We start from the raw sequence: 18446 nt of genomic DNA, 5'->3' as shown, positions 1-18446 counted from the left end.
AGGATTTCAAGCTCCTGTTTCAAGCGAAGATTCTCTTTTTGAATGGCATCTACTTCTTTTGGAGTAATCTCCTTGCCGTCAGTACCCTCAACCGGGGTTAGCTCCTTAATCCATTTATAAATAGTTACATTAGATACGCCATACTCGCTGCTTAAATCTTTTACAGAACTCCCAGAATGATAAAGATCGACAACCATTTTACGAAAATCATCGTTATATCGTTTGCCTTTATTTCTTGTACTCATCGGACACATCCTCCTTGAAATTCATTGTATAAATTTAACTTAGATGTGTCCATGAAACTATACTAGCATCAGTATTTTCTATCTGTTGCATATTTAAAATTAAGCAGAAGTAAGTAAAGTATAAAGAATCATAATAAATTTAAAGGAGTCAGCTTATGTTAATAAACATTCCTTTTGTTAATAAGAAACAACCTAAAGAAACTATCGGAGTTCCCGAAGATAGTACGCCAGAGCACATAGCTATTATTATGGACGGAAATGGACGATGGGCGAGAAATAGGGGGCTACCTAGAATTGCAGGTCATAAAGAAGGAGTTTCAAGCATCGTTAAAGTCGTTAAGGCAGCAGTTAAATGTAAGGTGAAGATTTTGACGCTTTATGCGTTCTCTACTGAAAACTGGAAACGTCCTAAATCTGAGGTAGAGTTTATATTGAGACTTCCTAAGCAGTTTCTGGATGTATACTTACCAGAACTAATTTCTAATAACGTGCGTATCCAGGTAATTGGTGACATGGAATTGCTCCCGGATTATACACGTGATGCTGTACAATATGCAATGGACCGTACACGTCATAATGATGGTCTTCAACTGAATTTTGCTCTTAATTATGGAAGTAGACATGAGATTCTGAAAGCAGTAAAAGAAATGCTAGCAGATATAAATGATACAAAAATATCAGTAGAGGAACTTGATGAACAACAATTTTCAAAGTATTTGTACACAAAGGATATGCCAGACCCTGACCTTATGATTCGCACTGGAGGGGAACAGCGTCTAAGTAATTTCTTACTCTGGCAGTCAGCTTACTCAGAGTTTTGGTATACAGATGTACTCTGGCCAGATTTTTCAGAAAGAGAATTTTTACTTGCTCTTGATGATTATCGACAACGAAATAGAAGATACGGTGGATTGTCGAAATAAACATTATATAGCTACCGCATTTCAAGCTTATTGAGCTTCCATGCTACTTGAGAGATGCCTCTTTCGTAAAGATAAATGGACGTGTCAAACGAATTTTCTTTAAGGGATAAGCAAGTGTAAAAATCTAATTGATTTTGGCTATACCACAGTCCCAAAGACTGTGGTATCTTTATAATATGGAAATAACATACAACATAAAAAAACATATAGACTGATCTACGTGATCTAGGTTATTCATTTATTTTATTTCTGTTAATGTGGGTTACAGGATTGTTCATTCACGCTTCCATTATCGTATATACATGGGGCTTATACGACAAGGTTAAAAATAAAGTTATAGCATAATATAGAATCATATAATTAGTGAAAAATTTATTTGTTAAATTCTTAAATAGATAACAATAATAGAATAGCTGATTCTCTGTTATGTATCCTCAATGGGGGGTAAAAAGTGAAATTATATATTCAATTATATATGTTTTTCGTAATGATAATAGAGACAATGGTATTTGTTACAATTGTAAAATCAATCTTAATTCATAATAAGAGAAACAATAAAAAGCCATTCAATATAAGTTTCTTGCTTACTAGCCTGTCTGGAGTATCATTAATCACTATTACTCTATTCGTAGCATTATTTTTAATTTAGTTAAAAGGTTTAACTAATGAGAATGGAGTTTCTAGCAGAAGAACCTTAATTACTGAATCCTTTAAATTTTCACAATTATGGAGGTGATTTTCGAATTGTTAAAAGTTTATTTATGGACCATATCTTTCTTAAGACCATATCTTCTCGGATTAGCCTTATTGATTTTTTGTAGTTTACTTGTCACAGGTTCCCAGCTTATTATTCCAAAATTTATTCAGTATTTTATTGATCAGGTTCCATTAAAACAAGATGCACACATTTTTATTTGGCTCCTTTTAGCGATTGTTCTTTTGGTTATCCTCATCATTGCTTTTTCGGCAATACGAAACATTACCCAACGCTCCTTACAAGAAAAAGCCTCACGAGATATGCAATACTCCATTTATTCACACCTTAGAAAATTAGGGTTTTCTTATTTTGAAAAGCACCCAGTTGGTGAAAGTCTTGGCCTAATGAACACGGAGGTCACTTCTCTACAAAATCTATATAGACATCTTCTACCTTGGATGATTAACAATTTTATTTTTTCGATTATTTCCATAACGTTAATGGTCACAATTAGCTGGAAATTAAGCTTGATTATTATTCCGAGCTTACTGCTTTACTACATATTCGGTCCCTACCTAGAGAAAAAAGCATCTAAATATGGAAAGTTAATGTCGGATGAACGTGTTCGATTTAATCAGAAACTATATGAAAGTATGGCATCGATTCATGACATACGAGCAAATTCAGCGGAATCTTGGAATCTATCAGGTGTGGAGAGAAGGTATAAGCAATTTAATCAAATGATGATTAAGACATATTGGTTTGCTTTTTGGAGAGGAACAAATCGGCGTATGTCCTATTATATTGGTGGAATTGCAATCATATTGGTTGGTACCCAGCTCACCTTGACTGGTGATATGTCAACTGGCTCTTTTGTAGCGTTTCTCCTTTATTATTTTCAAACGATGCATATTCTTACCTCTGTTGTAACATCCATTACAGAGCAACGAGTTTTAATGGATCAAGCAGAAAAACTATACCGATTTATAAAAACATCACCAGAAGTTTTAGAGGATTCCAACACTATAAAGAGAAATAAAGTATACGGAAATATAGAATTTCAAAAAGTATCGTTTCACTATTCAGATGGTCCTAACGTTCTGAATGATTTCAGCTTGTCAATAAAAGCTGGGCAAAAGGTTGCTATCGTAGGAGCAAGTGGAGGTGGTAAATCAACGATACTGAAGCTTGTTAGCCGATTCTACGATCCAACGGAAGGAAGAATATTATTGGATAATCACCCAATTGATAAATGGAGCTTTCAAGATTTACGTGAAAACCTCGGCATCGTGTTTCAGGAGACATATTTGTTTGGTGCGAGCGTCAGAGAAAATATTTTATTTGGAAGACCTGACGCATCTGAAGCTGACATAATAGAAGCAGCAAAAGCGGCGTTTGCTCATGATTTCATTCAAGAATTATCAGACGGTTATAATACGTTACTTGGAGAGCGGGGAGTAAAATTATCCGGAGGACAAAAGCAACGAATTTCGATAGCCAGAATGTTCATTAAAAACCCACCTGTTATTTTATTAGATGAGGCAACTGCTTCGTTAGACACAATTAGTGAAAAAGAAGTGCAAGCGGCTTTGCAACACCTGATGCATGGTAGAACAACAATTACTGTTGCACATCGATTATCAACGATTCAAAACTATGATCATATCATCTTGCTTTCGAATGGAAAAGTACTGGAGAGCGGTAATTATAAAGAATTATTGGATCAAAAAGGAGCCTTTTACCACTTATCAATTGGTCAAAGGTTAGAAGGTGCTTAAATGAAAAATAATCTACGGTGGTTATTAAGATATATACGTCCTAGAAAGGGTCTTCTCTTTTTAGCCGTGTGCTTGATGATTGCGGAATCCTATTCAAGTATAGCAATGATAGGTTTACAACAAAAAATAATTGACGATGTTTTAATTGCGCAAAATTACGACAAGCTTTACGGTATTTTGTCGATTATGGCTATTGCAGCTGTAGCCTATTCTTTTTTATTTACCTTTGGACCTCATGCTATTCATAAAGCAAAGGCTGCTACAACCGAGCATATGGTACGAGATTTTATGCGTTATATGTATAAAATTCCTACCTCATTGTTGCAAAAGGAACGTACTGGATCTTATGTTCAATATGTTGTTAGCGATATTGATAAAGCAGGAGGTATGATTGCTAATGATATTCCAAGAGGTTTACAGCAAGTAGCAGCAGCTGTTGTTTTGTTTAGTATCTTTGGCTTTAGCAGTCCTATTATTCTTATCATTACTCTTCTTAGCAGTGCCGTTTATGTGTGGTTAGGACGGTATTTCTCGATTAAATTAAAAGCCGGTGCTAAAAAAGTACAGGAAACAAAATCGGATTTAGTCGTTCATATAGAAGAGGGGATTTCTTCAACGAGAGAAGTAATTGCGTATCACCGAATGGAGTGGGAATCGCGTATCTATGATAAATTTTTTCGTAAGTACTTTGATGCAGTGATGAAAGAAGGAAAGCTCGTAAATCTTCAATTAATTAGCAGCGAGCCAATAAGATGGGGAATCACACTATTTATTTTGGGATACGGAGGGTATTTGGTTATACAAGGACAGATGTCGATTGGTATTTTTATTATTTTATATCAGTTTAGTAGTCAGCTAGTATCTACGTTTCAAAATTTATTCAATATGACGATGGACTTCTCTAGTAAAATAGCTAGCGTTGAACGTGTTCGTAATGTAATGGATGGACCGACATGGGAGAATGGAGAAAAGAGAATAGTAGATAGAATAGAAATATTGGAAATGAAACATATTTATTTTCATTATGAGAAGGAGACGAAATATGTCCTTCATGATTTGAATATGAAAATCCCTATTGGCAAAAAAGTTGCATTAGTCGGTGCAAGCGGAAGTGGCAAGTCGACAATTGCGCAGCTTCTCATTCGTTTTTATAATCCAACAAGGGGAGAGGTAAGAGTTAACGGTAGCTACCTTGCAAACATTAAACGTTCGGATTGGATGAACAGAGTAGCGATTGTGTTTCAGGATCCTTATTTATATCCTGATACGATAAAAAATAATATTCTAATGGGAATAGAAAACGTGAGTGACGATGAAGTAATTCGTGTTTGCCAATATGCTTACATTCATGAGTTTATTCTTACGTTACCAAATGGCTATGAAACGATAATCGGTGAAAGAGGAATCACGTTATCAGGTGGTCAACGACAACGTCTTGCGATAGCACGGGCTTTAGTAAGGAATCCGGAAATCTTAATTTTGGATGAAGCAACATCCGCGCTTGATTTGATTACAGAAAAAGAGATTCAAGGCAGAATTGATCAATACCGGAAAGGAAAATCAACAATTATCATTGCTCATCGGCTATCAACGATAAAAAATGCGGACTATATATTTGTGTTAGATAAGGGGTCTGTAGTTGAAGAAGGTAACCATGAAGAGTTGATGGCAAAGAAAAACATTTATCATAAGTTGGTTTATTCAGAAGAGGAATATGATTTAGTAAATTAATAATGATGCTGACACAGTTGTAAGTCCTAAATAATCCATAAAAAAACACGCTTCTTTGTAGTGGAGTAACCATTACTAGGAAGCGTGTTTCTAAAATCATACTAGTTATTAAGAATTGTTAGCTTTTTTTTTCTTCGAAAGAGAATTAGTCCGCCTGCAGAAAGAACGAACAGAAGTCCAACTAAGATGAGATTATACGTATTCGTTGCTGTATTTGGTAGGGTTTGCTCATCTTCACCAGAAGCTCCATCGTCTATTACTTGATTGTCATTATCATTTGGTCCTGTATTATCCGGATTCGGTTCTGGATCTGGTTTTGGACCTGGGTTAGGAGAACCTCCATTATCCGGATCATCTAGCACTTCCACAATTCCGTACGTACTAAAATGTTTTACACGAACGATTACTTCTCCGTTACCCGTCACTTCTAAAATCTCAGCAGCGTGATCTGTCAATTGATCACCATCATCATTGAAATAAATCACTCTTAGATTATCTTCGTTAGTGACCTGGTCTAAGTCGATTGTAAAATAGAGATCGATGTAAGAATCTTCAAAATCTACATCATTACCATTCTCATCCTTAAGAGAGAAACGAATCAATTCACTGAGAAGTTTTTCTTCTTTAGAATCGATTGACGTACGTAACGATTCCGTAACATTGTCCATTTCAAGACGGACTTGTGATTGTCCATCACGAAGGAGTGCTTTAACTGGAATTCGTACACGTACATGGTTGTCTGTGACTTCAATCTCATCTGTTTCATTTAATTGCTCTAAAACCTCCGCTTTGAATACGAAAGCTTTTGCAGGAGTATTCACTACATAAACTTTTTCACCAGTTGACTTAGATGTTTCTTTGAGGTCTGTATCGATATCTTCAATTACAATTTCCTCTTTTTCTTCTTGCTCAGGTGATGTTTCATCTTGCTCAGGTGGTGTTTCATCCGAATCAGTTGGTTGATCAACTAAAGGAAGTGTTTCATTATAATAGTTTGCAACATCCTCTGCTGATAAAACGTGAGCATCATAAATGATTAATTCATCTATATAACCTTTGTAAGGTGTGTCCCAATAGTTTACTCCTAAGCTAAACTCGGCAGTACCATCCTCGAATATGTTAGGGAAGTCTTCTCCACTAAAGGCTAGTTCACCATTCACATAAATGCGAAGGATACCGTTGTCAACCGTATAGGTGATATGCGACCATTCATTTAATTCAATCATAAAATCTAGGTTCGCATCGTACCACTCTTCACCAGACCATAATTTTGTTACTCCACCTTCGTGTGAGCCGCCTGGTAAAAAGCTTGTCCAGCTTCTTTCAGACTGAGCGCCGAAGAACGAGGTTGTAAAATCAAGTAGCTCTTCAGGCTTTAACCAGAAGGAAACGCTATATTCGTGACCGCTAATGATTCCAGTGCCTAAATGTACCCCTGACTCACCGTCTAGATAAATAGATTGGCCAATACCTGATTGTTTAAATTCTATATTTCCGCCCGTATTATTAATTCGATTTCCAGTAACGGTTGGATTAGGGTTGTTACCAGTCATATCGCTTAAGTCTTCATCAAAGCTATAGTAGCCAGTAATTATTTCATCCTCTGCTTGCTCTTTAACTTCTGGGATATTTCCTTGATAAAGTTCTTTCACGTCTTGATTAGATAGAGTGTACGCTTGATAAATTACTAGATCATCAAAGTATCCTTTAAAAGCGGTATCAAATGGATTAACTCCTAATGTCATCGTTAAAGCTTCGCCGTTAACCACTTGATTAAAGTTATTGGCAGTAGCAACGCGTTCGCCATTTAGATAAATGCGGAATCGCCCATACTCATTTGTCACAACAACGTGTTGCCATTCACCAATCTGAGCTGTCTTGCCTGTAATTCCATCAAAATATGCTTCCTGTGGTTCGTTGATTTTAGACCATACTAGAATTTCATTATTCCAACCTTTAGGATTAACGGTAAACCAGTTATCGTCGTCACGCATGGCAAATAAAGAAGGAGTGTATGTTTGTAATTCCTCTGGATTAAACCAAAAACCAATGGAAAAATGATCTTCTATTAATAGATCATCAGGAAGTAAAGCACCAGAAGAGCCATCTAAATAAAGTGCTTCTCCAAAACGACCTTCTTCAAAAATTAAGTTACCTTCGCCAATTTTACTAGGTCTATCACCGATTAAGGTAGCATCATCAAACTGCCCTGTATCATCTGATAAATCTCCATCGAAACGATAGTGAGCACGAAGCTCAGGCTCTTGCTGAGGAATTACAGTCACGTCAAAGCTTTTCGTTAATGTTGCATCATTCAAACTAAATTCTGCTGTTAAAGTTACCACCACTTCAGACTCACCAGCTGTAGGTCTTGTTACAACACCTGTTGTACTTATAATATCAGGATTGGATGAGCTCCAATTTATAGTAGTACCCTTTGAGGCATTGGTAGGTAAGTCTAAGTTTGCAAATATTGATGTTGGTAAATTAACATCGTCAGCTACCATATGAATAATTTCTTCATCTGATGCCGCCTTCATTGGATGTTGAATACCCCAAACAGAAATCCCTTGATCTGATAATGCCGTAAATGTCATGAGCCACATCTGGCTTAACTCATCCCACATTTCTACAAAGACACCGTCATATGTTTCGTCATTAATTGTGATTGTTGCGTAGTATCCATCGCGCTCCCATGTACCAGAAACAGATCCGGAAATTGTACCGTCTTCGTTGAAATCGATTAATTCCGATTCAATAATATCCGTGGAATTATTTTTTCCATGATTGATATACTTGTAGGATCCAACAATTTCATCATTGGTAATCGAGTCGTCTAACGTTTCACCAGCATAACGAAGTGGTGCCATAATGCGCCACCCATCTTGATTAGTAAACATTTGATGAACTCTTAATTCATGGACTTCACCGCGATTTGGGAATCGGGTATGGAATACATTGAATTGTTGGTTAGTTTCTTTATCGGTATAAATCGAGTTATGACCAGGCGAAACATAACCATAGCCTTCTCCTGTACCAGGATCACCCGGTTCGCGTTTAAATAGGAAGTTCCCAGTCAATTTGTTACCATACGATTCATTCGATTCGTTACTAGGCAAAACAGCAGGATTTCCGGCACTATCCAAATAAGGACCATCTGGATTTTCAGAACGGAATTGTCTCATATGATACCCACCATCTGCACCTAACCAACCGTAAGTAACATAGAGATAGTAATAATCATCTTCAGGATTATATTCCACATATGGACCTTCACCTGATTTCGTATATCCTCCAGAAATTTTTGTTCCAAAGTATCGATCAATTAAACGTCCATCTTCTGTTGTGCCATCCTGACCAGGATAAATAACACGTCCTGTTTCTTTATCAACCTCTAGAATAAAAATACCACCTGACCATGAACCATATGTCATCCACAGTTTTCCGTCTTCATCGTAAAAGAGGTTTGCATCAATGGCATTAGTAAAGGTTGAATTATTGTAACCACCACTATTGTTGAACCAACCTGGGCGAACATCTTCAATCACACCATCATCGATCAATTGTTTGATGTTTGTGTTTTCCCAATGCTTATTAACGTTACTGTCGGCATCATAGGCTTCATGATCGGTAAAACCAGAATAGATTAGTGTATCCACATGCTCATATGGACCTTCAATCTCTCTAGCAGCTGCAAAGCCAATGACAGAACGAATATAAGTGGATGATGCACTGTAATATATTAAGTAGGCACCAGTTGTACCATCTTCCCATTTATAATCTGGGTTAAAGAATATTTCAGGTGCCCATATAGCAAATCCATCCTTACTATCAGAATCATCTTCACCGGCCCATTCAAAGGCCTCAGATAGATTAGCGGATAGGTCACCATATAAGGCATTACCTGGTGTCGTGTAACCATTCGTAAATGTTTCCCAGTTGATTAAGTCGTCTGATTTTGCTGCCTCAATATGTGTACCAAAAGCATAAAACTGTCCATCAGCAACAATAATGGATGGATCATGTACGCTTACATTTGAGAGGTTAGGAACTTCAGGTTTATCAGGTAAGCTAGGAATTTGATCGTTTCGAATTACTTCATTAGAAGAATCCTGTTCTTGGTCGTCGGAGGAGTCTTCTTCTTGCTCACCATCTGAACCTTCGTTCTCAGATTCATCAGTTCCGTCTTCATTAGAATCTTCGTTTTCTGGTTCTTCCGTCTCTTCTGGTTCATCAGTATCTTCGACTGGATAAAAATCATCAGCAACCTCGTTATAATAATTGCTTATTTGTTCAGCTGTTAAAGCTTCACCATCGAAGAACATTACCTCATCAATGTATCCAGTATAATAGGGATCGGGAAATGGATTAAAGCCAAGTAAATTCTCTGACCAATCCGTATGAATAGCTGGTATATTATTTTCTTCAGCAACTAGATTCCCATTAAGATAAACTTTTAAGTTACTTTCATCCACTGATATAACAAAATTATTCCACTCGTATGGATTGTACTCGTTGTTTATTTCTAATGGTATTTGTCCATCATATTCGCTGATGCCCGTTTTCATAGCTTCTTCAGGGCTAACATGATAAACTAGCCCACCAGATTCTTCCCAAGCTGGTGCTAGTCCACCTCGACGTACATTTATACCTGTGAATATAGCATTTGTCCATTCTCCTATTTCACCATCTTGTTTTAACCATAATGAATAAGAATACGTATCGCTTGTAAGTAAGTTGTTTGCTAGTTTAATACCGGTTGTACCATCAAAATAGGCAGACTGATTGCGACCTTCTTGATGAAATTCAAACGTATAATCTTTTGCTTCTCCCCATTGAGAATCACCTTCTTCTCTACGCCATGGTAATCCAGCATCATTATTACCTGTACTATCTGTTATATCACCATCTAATGGATAGTAAGCTGTTGGTGTTAACGCAGTAATTGAAGGTTCCGCAATTTCTGTTGTATTAGCAGAAACGGAAAGCGGTGTTGTAGGGAATAAAAGCAATACAATCAACAATATTGATACATAACGTTTCAAATAATTTACCTCCCTTTAAAAATAATCGTCCATATATATTGTGAAGCGCTTACAAAAACCTCCTTTCACAGATAACAATAAAGTACTTATAAGTATTGAGAGTAAAAATCGTCACAATACATACGGACAATATATAAATTCTATTATATTATTTTAAACAGGTAAGTACAAGTACTTTTGAAAATATTACTTATGTGGAGAGATATTTATATTTAAAATTCAATCTTGTACGTATAAAAGCATTATTGTGAAGTGGATTAATTGCACGAAAAGAAATGGATTTAAGAGGTTACCAGATGAAAGGTTATCATACATGTGAAAAACTAATCGCGGGGCAGAATAATAACTATTTTAATCAAAGTAATTTATGTAATAGTATAAGTTTTACGTATTTTTGTATAAGTAAACTTTACTTTTGTTAAATGATAGTTTATATTTAAAAGGAAGAGGTGGTTATCATGAAGAAAGATTTCGGTGATTCGATATCAAATAAGGTTTATGAATACCGAGTACTTGCCAGAATGACTCAGAAAGAATTAGCAGATAAAGTCGGGGTTTCCAAACAGACCATCTTTGTCATGGAAAAAGGGAATTATGTCCCAACTCTGCTGTTGGCTTTTCGAATTGCGGATTTTTTTGAGGTCGATGTAAACGATATTTTTACTTATGAGAAAGGAAGTGATCATGATGATTGATTTTACAGAAATATCAAACACTATTTTTCACCCATTGAAAACATGGGCAGAGCAATCACAGGCAAACTGGAATGTCCTTATTGTTAGCGGTTTTTTATTAGTTTTCCTCGGAGGGATTTTAACCTATGTGTTACACAAAAAGATGGGAGATCCTGATGAAAGGACAAAGCAAATATCATTAAATACCGCACTTATTGTATTAACAGTAGTAATTTTGTGCGATGTGGTTTTCCCGAAAGAATATATGTGGCAAGTATTTTTCCTATTTAAGTATTCTCTTGCATTTGTTGCTTCAGCTGTCTATTTAGCAATTCGATATAAAAGAGACTTTCTCTAGCGAATAAACAAAACAGGAGGTTCCACGAAATCCTTGTACATTCCATTACAAAGAATTATGGTGACTCAATCGTTTTAAAAGATCTCTCGTTGAAATTAAACCAAGGGGAAATTGTTGGTCCCTGCTAGATAATTGTTAACAATAAAACAAAAGGAAAACACGGACAAAGTAAAAAATGATTGCTAACAAAGAGAGTGAATCGCTAAAATGTAAATAAAATAAATCACACGCTACTCAACATTGTGTTGTTTTCTTTAATGATAACAACATAAAGTGTTGAGTTTGTTGATATAAAGACAGATATCCAACAATTTGTAGGATATACTATTTGTAGGATATACTATTTGTAGGATATACTATAGGTAGGAGGTAGAACGTTATGAGTAGAGAACATGATGATGAGCTTTTGTGGGAAACAGTGGTTTTGTTAAAAGATCAAAACCTGACGGAAAATGCTCTAGCCTTGTTTAAAAGTCTTATTAATCGTACTTTTTCAACATTAAATGTTCCTACCAATTTTTTGGAGGAACTTAACATCCAACCCCCTACAGGCGAAACCCTAAGTCAGATACGTTCACTAGATAAAGAAATATATCAAGCTTTAAAGAGTCAGGACACCCTCCAAGCTTATAAGTATTTAGTCGATTACATTAAGGAGTTTTCAGAGGTTATTCCAGGAAGTGACCAGAAAGAGGTTATGGCTAAACTTCTTTATACTTGTTGTCTAAATGACACCCCTAATGAAATTCTTAGACCAATCCACATAGAAGAAAATGAGGAATTCTTAACATCTACAGAAGCAGCAGAGATTATAGGAGTTTCTGATCAAACGATTCGACGATGGTGTGAAAAAGGTAAATATCCAGATGCTTTCCAAACCGAGGGTGGTCATTGGCGTATTCCTAAGAAATACTTAAAGATTTCCTATAAACAAGCGAGAAAACGAAATTCCTTTGAAGATAGATTAGATCAATTCAATATGAAGGTAGGGGAGGTTTCAGGAGATGAATACCTCTGAATCAACCTCCAGCAACTCGAACATTAGATTATAGAGTAGTTCTTTCGAAAGTCTGTTTATTAGAATTTATGAAAAAAGCTACTTATGATGGGATTTGTGAGTTTGATGAACAAGATGTACATGTATGGATAACATCCATACAAGAAAATTGTACGTTCATAGTAACTAGTAATACGAAGCGTTTTCCCAAGACAATAGGAGAAATAAATAGAATCAAGCCGGGTGATTTTTATAATATGATAATGAATGATGACTAAAAAACTATTTCACTGGAGTTACTTCGGGAAGGATATCAATCACTTCTTGTATTTGTTCAGCAGATATGTCCCCAAGTCTTGTAATTTGAGGTGTTCCAGTTAAATCGATTATTGTACTCGATTTAGTTGTACCTTGCGCTTCACCTTGAAGAATATAATCAACGTGTTCTCCTACCTGCTGTAAAGCCACATGTAAATCAACTAATATTCCTTCTGCCTGACCAGAAAGATTGGCGGAAGTCATAGTGACCGGAATGGAAAGTTCCTCCATTAACTCCCTCCAAACAGGATTGCTTAAACAACTCATAGCAATCGTATCTCCTCCACACACCATTCTTTCAGGAACAGTATTCTTTTTCTTTAAAATAAAATTCAAAGGACCTGGCCAAAATTTATCCACTAGTAATTGCACAAGTTTTTCATTTTCGGAAGACGCATATTTTTTCCAATCATTTGGATTAGTAAAAAATAGTGTTAATGGTGAATTGGCAGGACGGTTTTTTATAGAAAATGCTCGTTCAATGGCTTTAGTGTTCCATGGGTTAAGTGTAAGTGCTAAGTTTGTGTCGCTTGGAGCTACGATAACCCCACCATCTTCAATGCATTTGGCTGCTAACTTAAAATTATCTTTTGTCGGTCTAAGCACTTTATTTTTGAAGTTTGTATTCATTTCCATTCCCCCTATATTTTGGTTGTAATTATAACATAAAGGTAGAAAACTATAATTAAAATTCCGTAAATTAAACAAAAATTGTTGTGTTTACTAAATAAATAAATTAATTTATTATCGAAAACGGGTATAACCTGGTGAGAATTTTCGATATATTTCCCTAGCTGCTCTGTACTATGGAAGCAGTCTATTTTGATTTTATTGTAGTTCTATTAATCTAGTAAATAAGTAATGGTTCATGTAAACTATTACTATAAAGTATTTGTATAAAAATGCAGAGTTATCATAACAGGAAGCATGTGTTCTTGGTGACTTTACGTGCAAGTATTAAAATTTTACTTCTATGGGGGTCATACAATGGGTCTATTTAAAAGTATAGTAAAGGGTGCTATGAATGTAGCCGGCGGTGTTGTTAAGAATATCAACAGTTTTGAAAATGTAAAAGATAGAGCGCCTAACCAAATCGGGGTCTATATAATGAGTTTAAACGGAAAAGTGAAGTACGTTGGAAGAGCTATTGAAGATCGACCAGGTCAAAGTACAAAAGGTTTAAGAAAGAGACTGCAAGAGCATTGGAGAGGTGCAGCAAATTGTAAACCCGAATTATTTCAATATAGAAACCAAATAACGGTTTCTCTAAAGATTTGCCAAACTGTTGCTCAAGCAAAAGCATTAGAAGCGCGATTGATTCGTCAATACGATACAGTTCAAAATGGTTGGAATTTGAGGTATGAAGATTAATAAACTTAATCAATTCAAACATACAGTGACAATAGTGAAAAATTTTTATCAAATTATTGATAGAGACGAAATAGAGAAAAGATAAAGGCATTGATGAAATATAAAGGCATTGATGAAATATAAAGGCTTTATCATTATTAAATCCGCGTATAGCTAAATGTAAAACGCGGATTTAATTGTAGTCAAGAGGGAGGATTTTCACAAACTAATTTATTCTGCTTAACAGATTGATTTTAACGTGTATCTATAAGTATTTTGGAATTTTCAATTCTTTAAATAAATGATTAGCCATTGCTTCAACAAAATCGAAGCTGTCGTTTAAATAGTCAGTTTGTACAGCTTTCATCTGTAATCGACGCGCTTTATTTAATGCATGATGCGTAATCTCTTGAATTGCTTCTAAATTTTCTATGATCGACAATGCCTCAATGAAAATAACTGACGGCACATTCTGTTGACGAAGCTGATCTAGTACATCCATCACATCAGGCCTCAACCAACGCTCTGGTGGAGGACTTCCACTGCGATAAGCGATATGGTATGTTTCGATGTCAAGACTTTTTGCAATCTGATATGCCAAAAATTCATATTGACGGATGAATTCCTCGTGAGCCTTGGTAGTTCCAGGCATACTGTGAGCAGTAAAAATGATTGTTGCTTCATCCCTCAAGACTTCCGGAATCCAAATCAAAGCTTCTTGAGCCCGCCTTGTCATCGTCTTAATGAATAATTTATTTTTATAAAAAGCGCCTGCATGTATCAATTGCGCATCACGATTATCTTTGCGAAATAACTTTTCAAATTTCTTTCTGTATGAAATATTTCCTGTTAGTGAATCAAATGGAATCAATCCAGTTGTAAGAACCCGTTTCGGTCTAATAGCGCCACACTTAGCAGCGACTTCTTCAATGGTAGGGTTCACATGGTGATTTGCAATGCACATGATCCAATCTTCACCAGTTTCTTCCCTAAGCAGCTTTATTAACCCGACTCCAATCCTGTTTGTATAGATACCAAGAGGGTCAGGCATCCCATGGGACTCATAAAGTTTTACTCCATTTTCTATATATTCTTCCGTTGCATGGCTTCCCAATATATCTGAATAAAATCCAGGAACATCGTCTAATGATTGTAAACTTCCGTAGCTAAATAGAACAAGTATATTCATCGATATTTTACTCCTCCAGTCTGTAAATTCGATCTACCATAATGTCGAGTCCTTCGATTATTTCTACATTTGGATTCATCATGTATTTGACAGGTAATATCATGACACGATCATTTTTAACGGATTCTAAATCAGACCAGCCCGGATTCTCCATAAGTTCCGTATATGTTTCTTCTCCATTACCCACAAAATCTAGGAGGAAAATAAAGTCTGGTTCCATATTCATTACCAGTTCGATGGAAGCGGGTATAGAGCTTTGCAATCCGATTGCATCAACAGCAGGTACTGCTTGAGCCAATTGAATAAGGTCATAGGAAATATTCCCTGGCCCCATCATAAAAGGACCTGTACCCGGACCGACTTCAGATAAAATGAGGACAGAAGGTGATTCGGCATCACCTGGAATTTTCTGCTGGATTTCCTCTACCTTTGTTCTCAAGTTAAGAATAAGCTCTTCTGCTAAATCTGCTTCTCCAACCGCTTTACCAATGGTTTCAATGTTTTTGAAGTATTCTTCAACTGTTCCTATCGTTTCGAATGTTAGCATTGGTAACCCGGTTTCCTGTAATATTTTATTTGCGTCGTCTTCTTGACCGTGCGTTTTGGTTAGTAAAAGTAAATCAGCTTCGTAGGAAAGCACTTCTTCTGGATCGATATTAACGGCAGAAGATACTCGGTTACTCACCTGTCCGGCTTTGTCTGAATTTGACGAGAGAATAGAGTCTCCTACCGAGTTTGGAATCGCAACAATTTTATCCGGATCTACCAGCTCGAAGACAATCTCTGCAACGTCAAGCGACAATGGCAATATCCGTTCCGGTTTCTTGTCGATGGTAACGACGCCATTTACGGTTTCCACACTAATTGTAAAGTCTGCTCCAGTTACTTGATCATCTGTTTTTTCTTCTGCTTCCGATTGAGCTTCCTTTCCGTCCTTGTTAGCATTAGTTGGTGTGCATCCGATGATGATAAAAAACGATAATACCATAATTATCCAAACTCTTGCTTTCATATTATAGACCTCCTCCATGTGTTATCCAATGATTAATGAGTTTTTCTATAAAGGTGTAATGTACAATGAATCAATAATCTCATCTTCTCTAACACTTGCATCAATCTGATAGGTGTTTTTCAAAGTTTTTTGTGTGAGGACAGCATTACAGTTACCTGCTACCTCCACTGCACCGTCTTTTAATAGAATCAGTTTCTCGCAAAAACGTGCTGCAAGATTAAGGTCATGCAATACAATGACAACTGTTTTTCCTTGCTTCGACAATTGCTGCAACAGTTTAAGAATTCGCAACTGATAATATATGTCTAGTGCAGAGATTGGCTCATCAAGTAAAATAATCGGGGTATCCTGTGCCAGTGCCTTTGCAATGAAAACTAGTTGACGCTGTCCACCTGACAAATTTAATATGGAGTGTTCATAAAAACGGTAAGTATCCGTTTCAATCATTGCTTTTCTAATGATTTCTTCATTGGACTGATTACGATTTAAATAATGTTGATGTGCATGTCTGCCCATCGCAACAATGTCCTTTACTTGAAAATCAAAATCTATGTTAGTGTCTTGTGGCACATAGCTTAATGTTTTCGCTAGCTCTTTTTGATTAAAAGATTTTTGTTTTTTTTCTGTAATTTCAATGCTTCCTTGCTGATAGGGGAGTAATTTTGCGATTGTTTTCAATAAAGTTGTTTTGCCACTACCATTCGGACCGATTAAACCATAAAATTTTCCGCGATAGATGTTAAGTTCGATATTTTTCAAAATCGATCGATTACCGAAATTGACATATAAATTATGTATCGAAATCATTTCTATCACCATCATCCCTTCTTATATGACTTAAGAATGAGCAAAATAAATAAAGGTGCTCCAATGATGGAGCTGACAACACCAACTTGTAAGGTAATTGGCTGTAGGATGATTCTTGAAATTAAATCAGCAAGAATTAAGAAGGACGCGCCCCCAAGTGCACTTGCTGGTATAAGCAGTCGATGATCTGCTCCCAAAATAAGCCTTAAAATATGGGGTACGACAAGTCCTATAAATCCGATAATTCCGGTAACAGAGACAGTTGCACCAGTAATTAATGCAGCAATAATCAAAACTACATTGCGTGTCAATCTCGTATTAACCCCAGATGTCTCCGAGTGATCATCACCAAGCAGCATGATGTTCAGCTTGTTCCCAAAGAATAGCATCGCTAAAATACCTAAGATAATGGGTAAGGTAATGATAGAGACATGCTCCCATGTCCTAGCTTCAAGCCCTCCTTGTAGCCAATACACAATGCTCCTTAATTCCTGCTCGTTGGATGAAGTTGCAACAAGCACACTCAATACTGCTGAAAAAAATGAATTTATCCCCATTCCTAGCAATAGAAGCACAACAACGCTTCCATTTCTCATGCTTTTCCATACGACTAAAATAATGAGCATAGCACTTAGTGCTCCAATGAATGCAGATAGAGGGAGAAGCCAAGCATTGAAGGCAGACAAGCCAAAGTATATGGCGATCACAGCTCCCAACGAAGCCCCGCTTGAAACACCGATATAACCAGGCTCGACCAAAGGATTACGAAACAAACCCTGCATTGCAACTCCTGATGCTGCAAGTGCAGCTCCTCCTAAAGCTGCTACTAGCACACGGGGCAAACGCACTTCGGTAATCACAACCCATTCTCTATCAGAGAAACCAGCATAATCAATTAGGTTTAATTTATATAGAAAGATTAAAATCGTTTCTTTAAAAGGAATAGCAATTGGTCCGAGGGCAACTCCAACAATAATAGCAAGAAATAAAATTACGAGTAATACGGATAAAGATGCAATGGCTTTCGTTGTTTTTTTCTTAGTCAAACATTTATTACCCCCTTAAAAAAAGTTTACCAAAGGAAACATTTTTCTTATTAAAAATTATATGGTTATAGTTGTTTAATTGTCAATAGTTAATATAAAAATATTTGAATTTTTCTGAATAGTATTAAATATAGAAATGGAAAATGTAGGAGTGATTCTCATTATGCAATAGGATGAAAAGGATCGTGAAAAATATGTTGATATGCTTTTGGCGATAAAGGGAAGCTGTTTCGAGAAATGATAATTTTTACAGAAGTATTTGAGAAGGTGATTCGC

The 18446-nt window shown here is 36.2% G+C and carries 14 protein-coding genes; 7 read left to right on the top strand and 7 right to left on the bottom strand.

Annotated features, from left to right (window positions below):
• Positions 1-245, bottom strand: a 245-nt coding sequence (locus GGQ92_RS14020) for a transposase (RefSeq protein WP_184250267.1), incomplete at its 3' end; no start/stop codon positions are given.
• A gap of 155 nt (positions 246-400) precedes the next feature.
• On the opposite strand from GGQ92_RS14020, the gene uppS reads away from it, so the two are divergent.
• From uppS to GGQ92_RS14005, 3 genes are all read left to right on the top strand, one after another.
• Positions 401-1168, top strand: coding sequence for an undecaprenyl pyrophosphate synthase (gene uppS, locus GGQ92_RS14015; protein ID WP_184250266.1), 768 nt, complete (start codon positions 401-403; stop codon positions 1166-1168).
• Between the two features lie 744 nt (positions 1169-1912).
• Positions 1913-3643, top strand: a complete 1731-nt coding sequence (locus GGQ92_RS14010; RefSeq protein ID WP_184250263.1) for an ABC transporter ATP-binding protein — start codon at positions 1913-1915, stop codon at positions 3641-3643.
• Entirely contained in the window at positions 3644-5374 is a 1731-nt protein-coding gene (locus tag GGQ92_RS14005; RefSeq protein ID WP_184250260.1) for an ABC transporter ATP-binding protein, read from the top strand.
• Between the two features lie 101 nt (positions 5375-5475).
• Here GGQ92_RS14005 and GGQ92_RS14000 read toward each other — a convergent pair whose 3' ends face one another.
• Positions 5476-10419, bottom strand: coding sequence for a LamG-like jellyroll fold domain-containing protein (locus GGQ92_RS14000; RefSeq protein ID WP_184250257.1), 4944 nt, complete (start codon positions 10417-10419; stop codon positions 5476-5478).
• A 458-nt stretch (positions 10420-10877) separates the two neighbouring features.
• Between GGQ92_RS14000 and GGQ92_RS13995 the strand changes: the two genes are divergently transcribed.
• The 3 genes from GGQ92_RS13995 (at position 10878) to GGQ92_RS13985 (ending at position 12469) form a co-directional block, all read left to right on the top strand.
• Complete coding sequence (locus tag GGQ92_RS13995) at positions 10878-11114, top strand: helix-turn-helix transcriptional regulator (protein ID WP_184250254.1); 237 nt, start codon at positions 10878-10880, stop codon at positions 11112-11114.
• The gene (locus GGQ92_RS13990) at positions 11107-11451 is read left to right on the top strand and encodes a DUF2178 domain-containing protein (protein WP_184250251.1); all 345 of its coding nucleotides are present in this window, start codon (positions 11107-11109) and stop codon (positions 11449-11451) included. Before GGQ92_RS13995 ends, GGQ92_RS13990 begins: the two co-directional genes overlap by 8 nt.
• 379 nt (positions 11452-11830) lie before the next feature.
• Entirely contained in the window at positions 11831-12469 is a 639-nt protein-coding gene (locus tag GGQ92_RS13985; RefSeq protein WP_184250248.1) for a MerR family transcriptional regulator, read from the top strand.
• 261 nt (positions 12470-12730) lie between these two features.
• On the opposite strand, the gene GGQ92_RS13980 is transcribed toward GGQ92_RS13985, so the two are convergent.
• The gene (locus GGQ92_RS13980; RefSeq protein WP_184250245.1) at positions 12731-13396 is read right to left on the bottom strand and encodes an L-threonylcarbamoyladenylate synthase; all 666 of its coding nucleotides are present in this window, start codon (positions 13394-13396) and stop codon (positions 12731-12733) included.
• Positions 13397-13753: 357 nt separating this feature from the next.
• Between GGQ92_RS13980 and GGQ92_RS13975 the strand changes: the two genes are divergently transcribed.
• Entirely contained in the window at positions 13754-14137 is a 384-nt protein-coding gene (locus GGQ92_RS13975; RefSeq protein ID WP_184250242.1) for a GIY-YIG nuclease family protein, read from the top strand.
• Positions 14138-14381: 244 nt separating this feature from the next.
• Here GGQ92_RS13975 and GGQ92_RS13970 read toward each other — a convergent pair whose 3' ends face one another.
• The 4 genes from GGQ92_RS13970 to GGQ92_RS13955 are packed head-to-tail and all read right to left on the bottom strand — an operon-like array spanning position 14382 to position 18170.
• Positions 14382-15305 carry a ferrochelatase gene (locus tag GGQ92_RS13970; protein WP_184250239.1) on the bottom strand — a complete coding sequence of 308 codons (924 nt, stop codon included), beginning with the start codon at positions 15303-15305 and terminating at the stop codon, positions 14382-14384.
• A 7-nt stretch (positions 15306-15312) separates the two neighbouring features.
• Positions 15313-16317 carry an ABC transporter substrate-binding protein gene (locus tag GGQ92_RS13965; protein ID WP_184250236.1) on the bottom strand — a complete coding sequence of 335 codons (1005 nt, stop codon included), beginning with the start codon at positions 16315-16317 and terminating at the stop codon, positions 15313-15315.
• 45 nt (positions 16318-16362) lie between these two features.
• The gene (locus tag GGQ92_RS13960; RefSeq protein ID WP_246384473.1) at positions 16363-17124 is read right to left on the bottom strand and encodes an ABC transporter ATP-binding protein; all 762 of its coding nucleotides are present in this window, start codon (positions 17122-17124) and stop codon (positions 16363-16365) included.
• 11 nt (positions 17125-17135) lie between these two features.
• Positions 17136-18170 (bottom strand): FecCD family ABC transporter permease, encoded by a 1035-nt coding sequence (locus GGQ92_RS13955; RefSeq protein WP_184250230.1) that lies wholly within the window; start codon positions 18168-18170, stop codon positions 17136-17138.
• Between the last annotated feature and the right edge of the window lie 276 nt (positions 18171-18446).

The organism is Gracilibacillus halotolerans, assembly GCF_014206945.1.
In the GTDB taxonomy this organism is placed as follows: domain Bacteria; phylum Bacillota; class Bacilli; order Bacillales; family Amphibacillaceae; genus Gracilibacillus; species Gracilibacillus halotolerans.
The sequence above is the reverse complement of the archived record's forward strand: the minus strand, read 5'-3'. Positions and strand labels throughout refer to the sequence as shown.

Coding starts and splice junctions, on each gene's coding strand:
- GGQ92_RS13990 (WP_184250251.1), top strand. CDS start 11,107: ATGATTGATTTTACAGAAATATCAAACACTATTTTTCACCCATTGAAA.
- GGQ92_RS13975 (WP_184250242.1), top strand. CDS start 13,754: ATGGGTCTATTTAAAAGTATAGTAAAGGGTGCTATGAATGTAGCCGGC.
- GGQ92_RS13985 (WP_184250248.1), top strand. CDS start 11,831: ATGAGTAGAGAACATGATGATGAGCTTTTGTGGGAAACAGTGGTTTTG.
- GGQ92_RS13970 (WP_184250239.1), bottom strand. CDS start 15,305: ATGAATATACTTGTTCTATTTAGCTACGGAAGTTTACAATCATTAGAC.
- GGQ92_RS13980 (WP_184250245.1), bottom strand. CDS start 13,396: ATGAATACAAACTTCAAAAATAAAGTGCTTAGACCGACAAAAGATAAT.
- uppS (WP_184250266.1), top strand. CDS start 401: ATGTTAATAAACATTCCTTTTGTTAATAAGAAACAACCTAAAGAAACT.
- GGQ92_RS13965 (WP_184250236.1), bottom strand. CDS start 16,317: ATGAAAGCAAGAGTTTGGATAATTATGGTATTATCGTTTTTTATCATC.
- GGQ92_RS14005 (WP_184250260.1), top strand. CDS start 3,644: ATGAAAAATAATCTACGGTGGTTATTAAGATATATACGTCCTAGAAAG.
- GGQ92_RS13960 (WP_246384473.1), bottom strand. CDS start 17,124: ATGATTTCGATACATAATTTATATGTCAATTTCGGTAATCGATCGATT.
- GGQ92_RS13995 (WP_184250254.1), top strand. CDS start 10,878: ATGAAGAAAGATTTCGGTGATTCGATATCAAATAAGGTTTATGAATAC.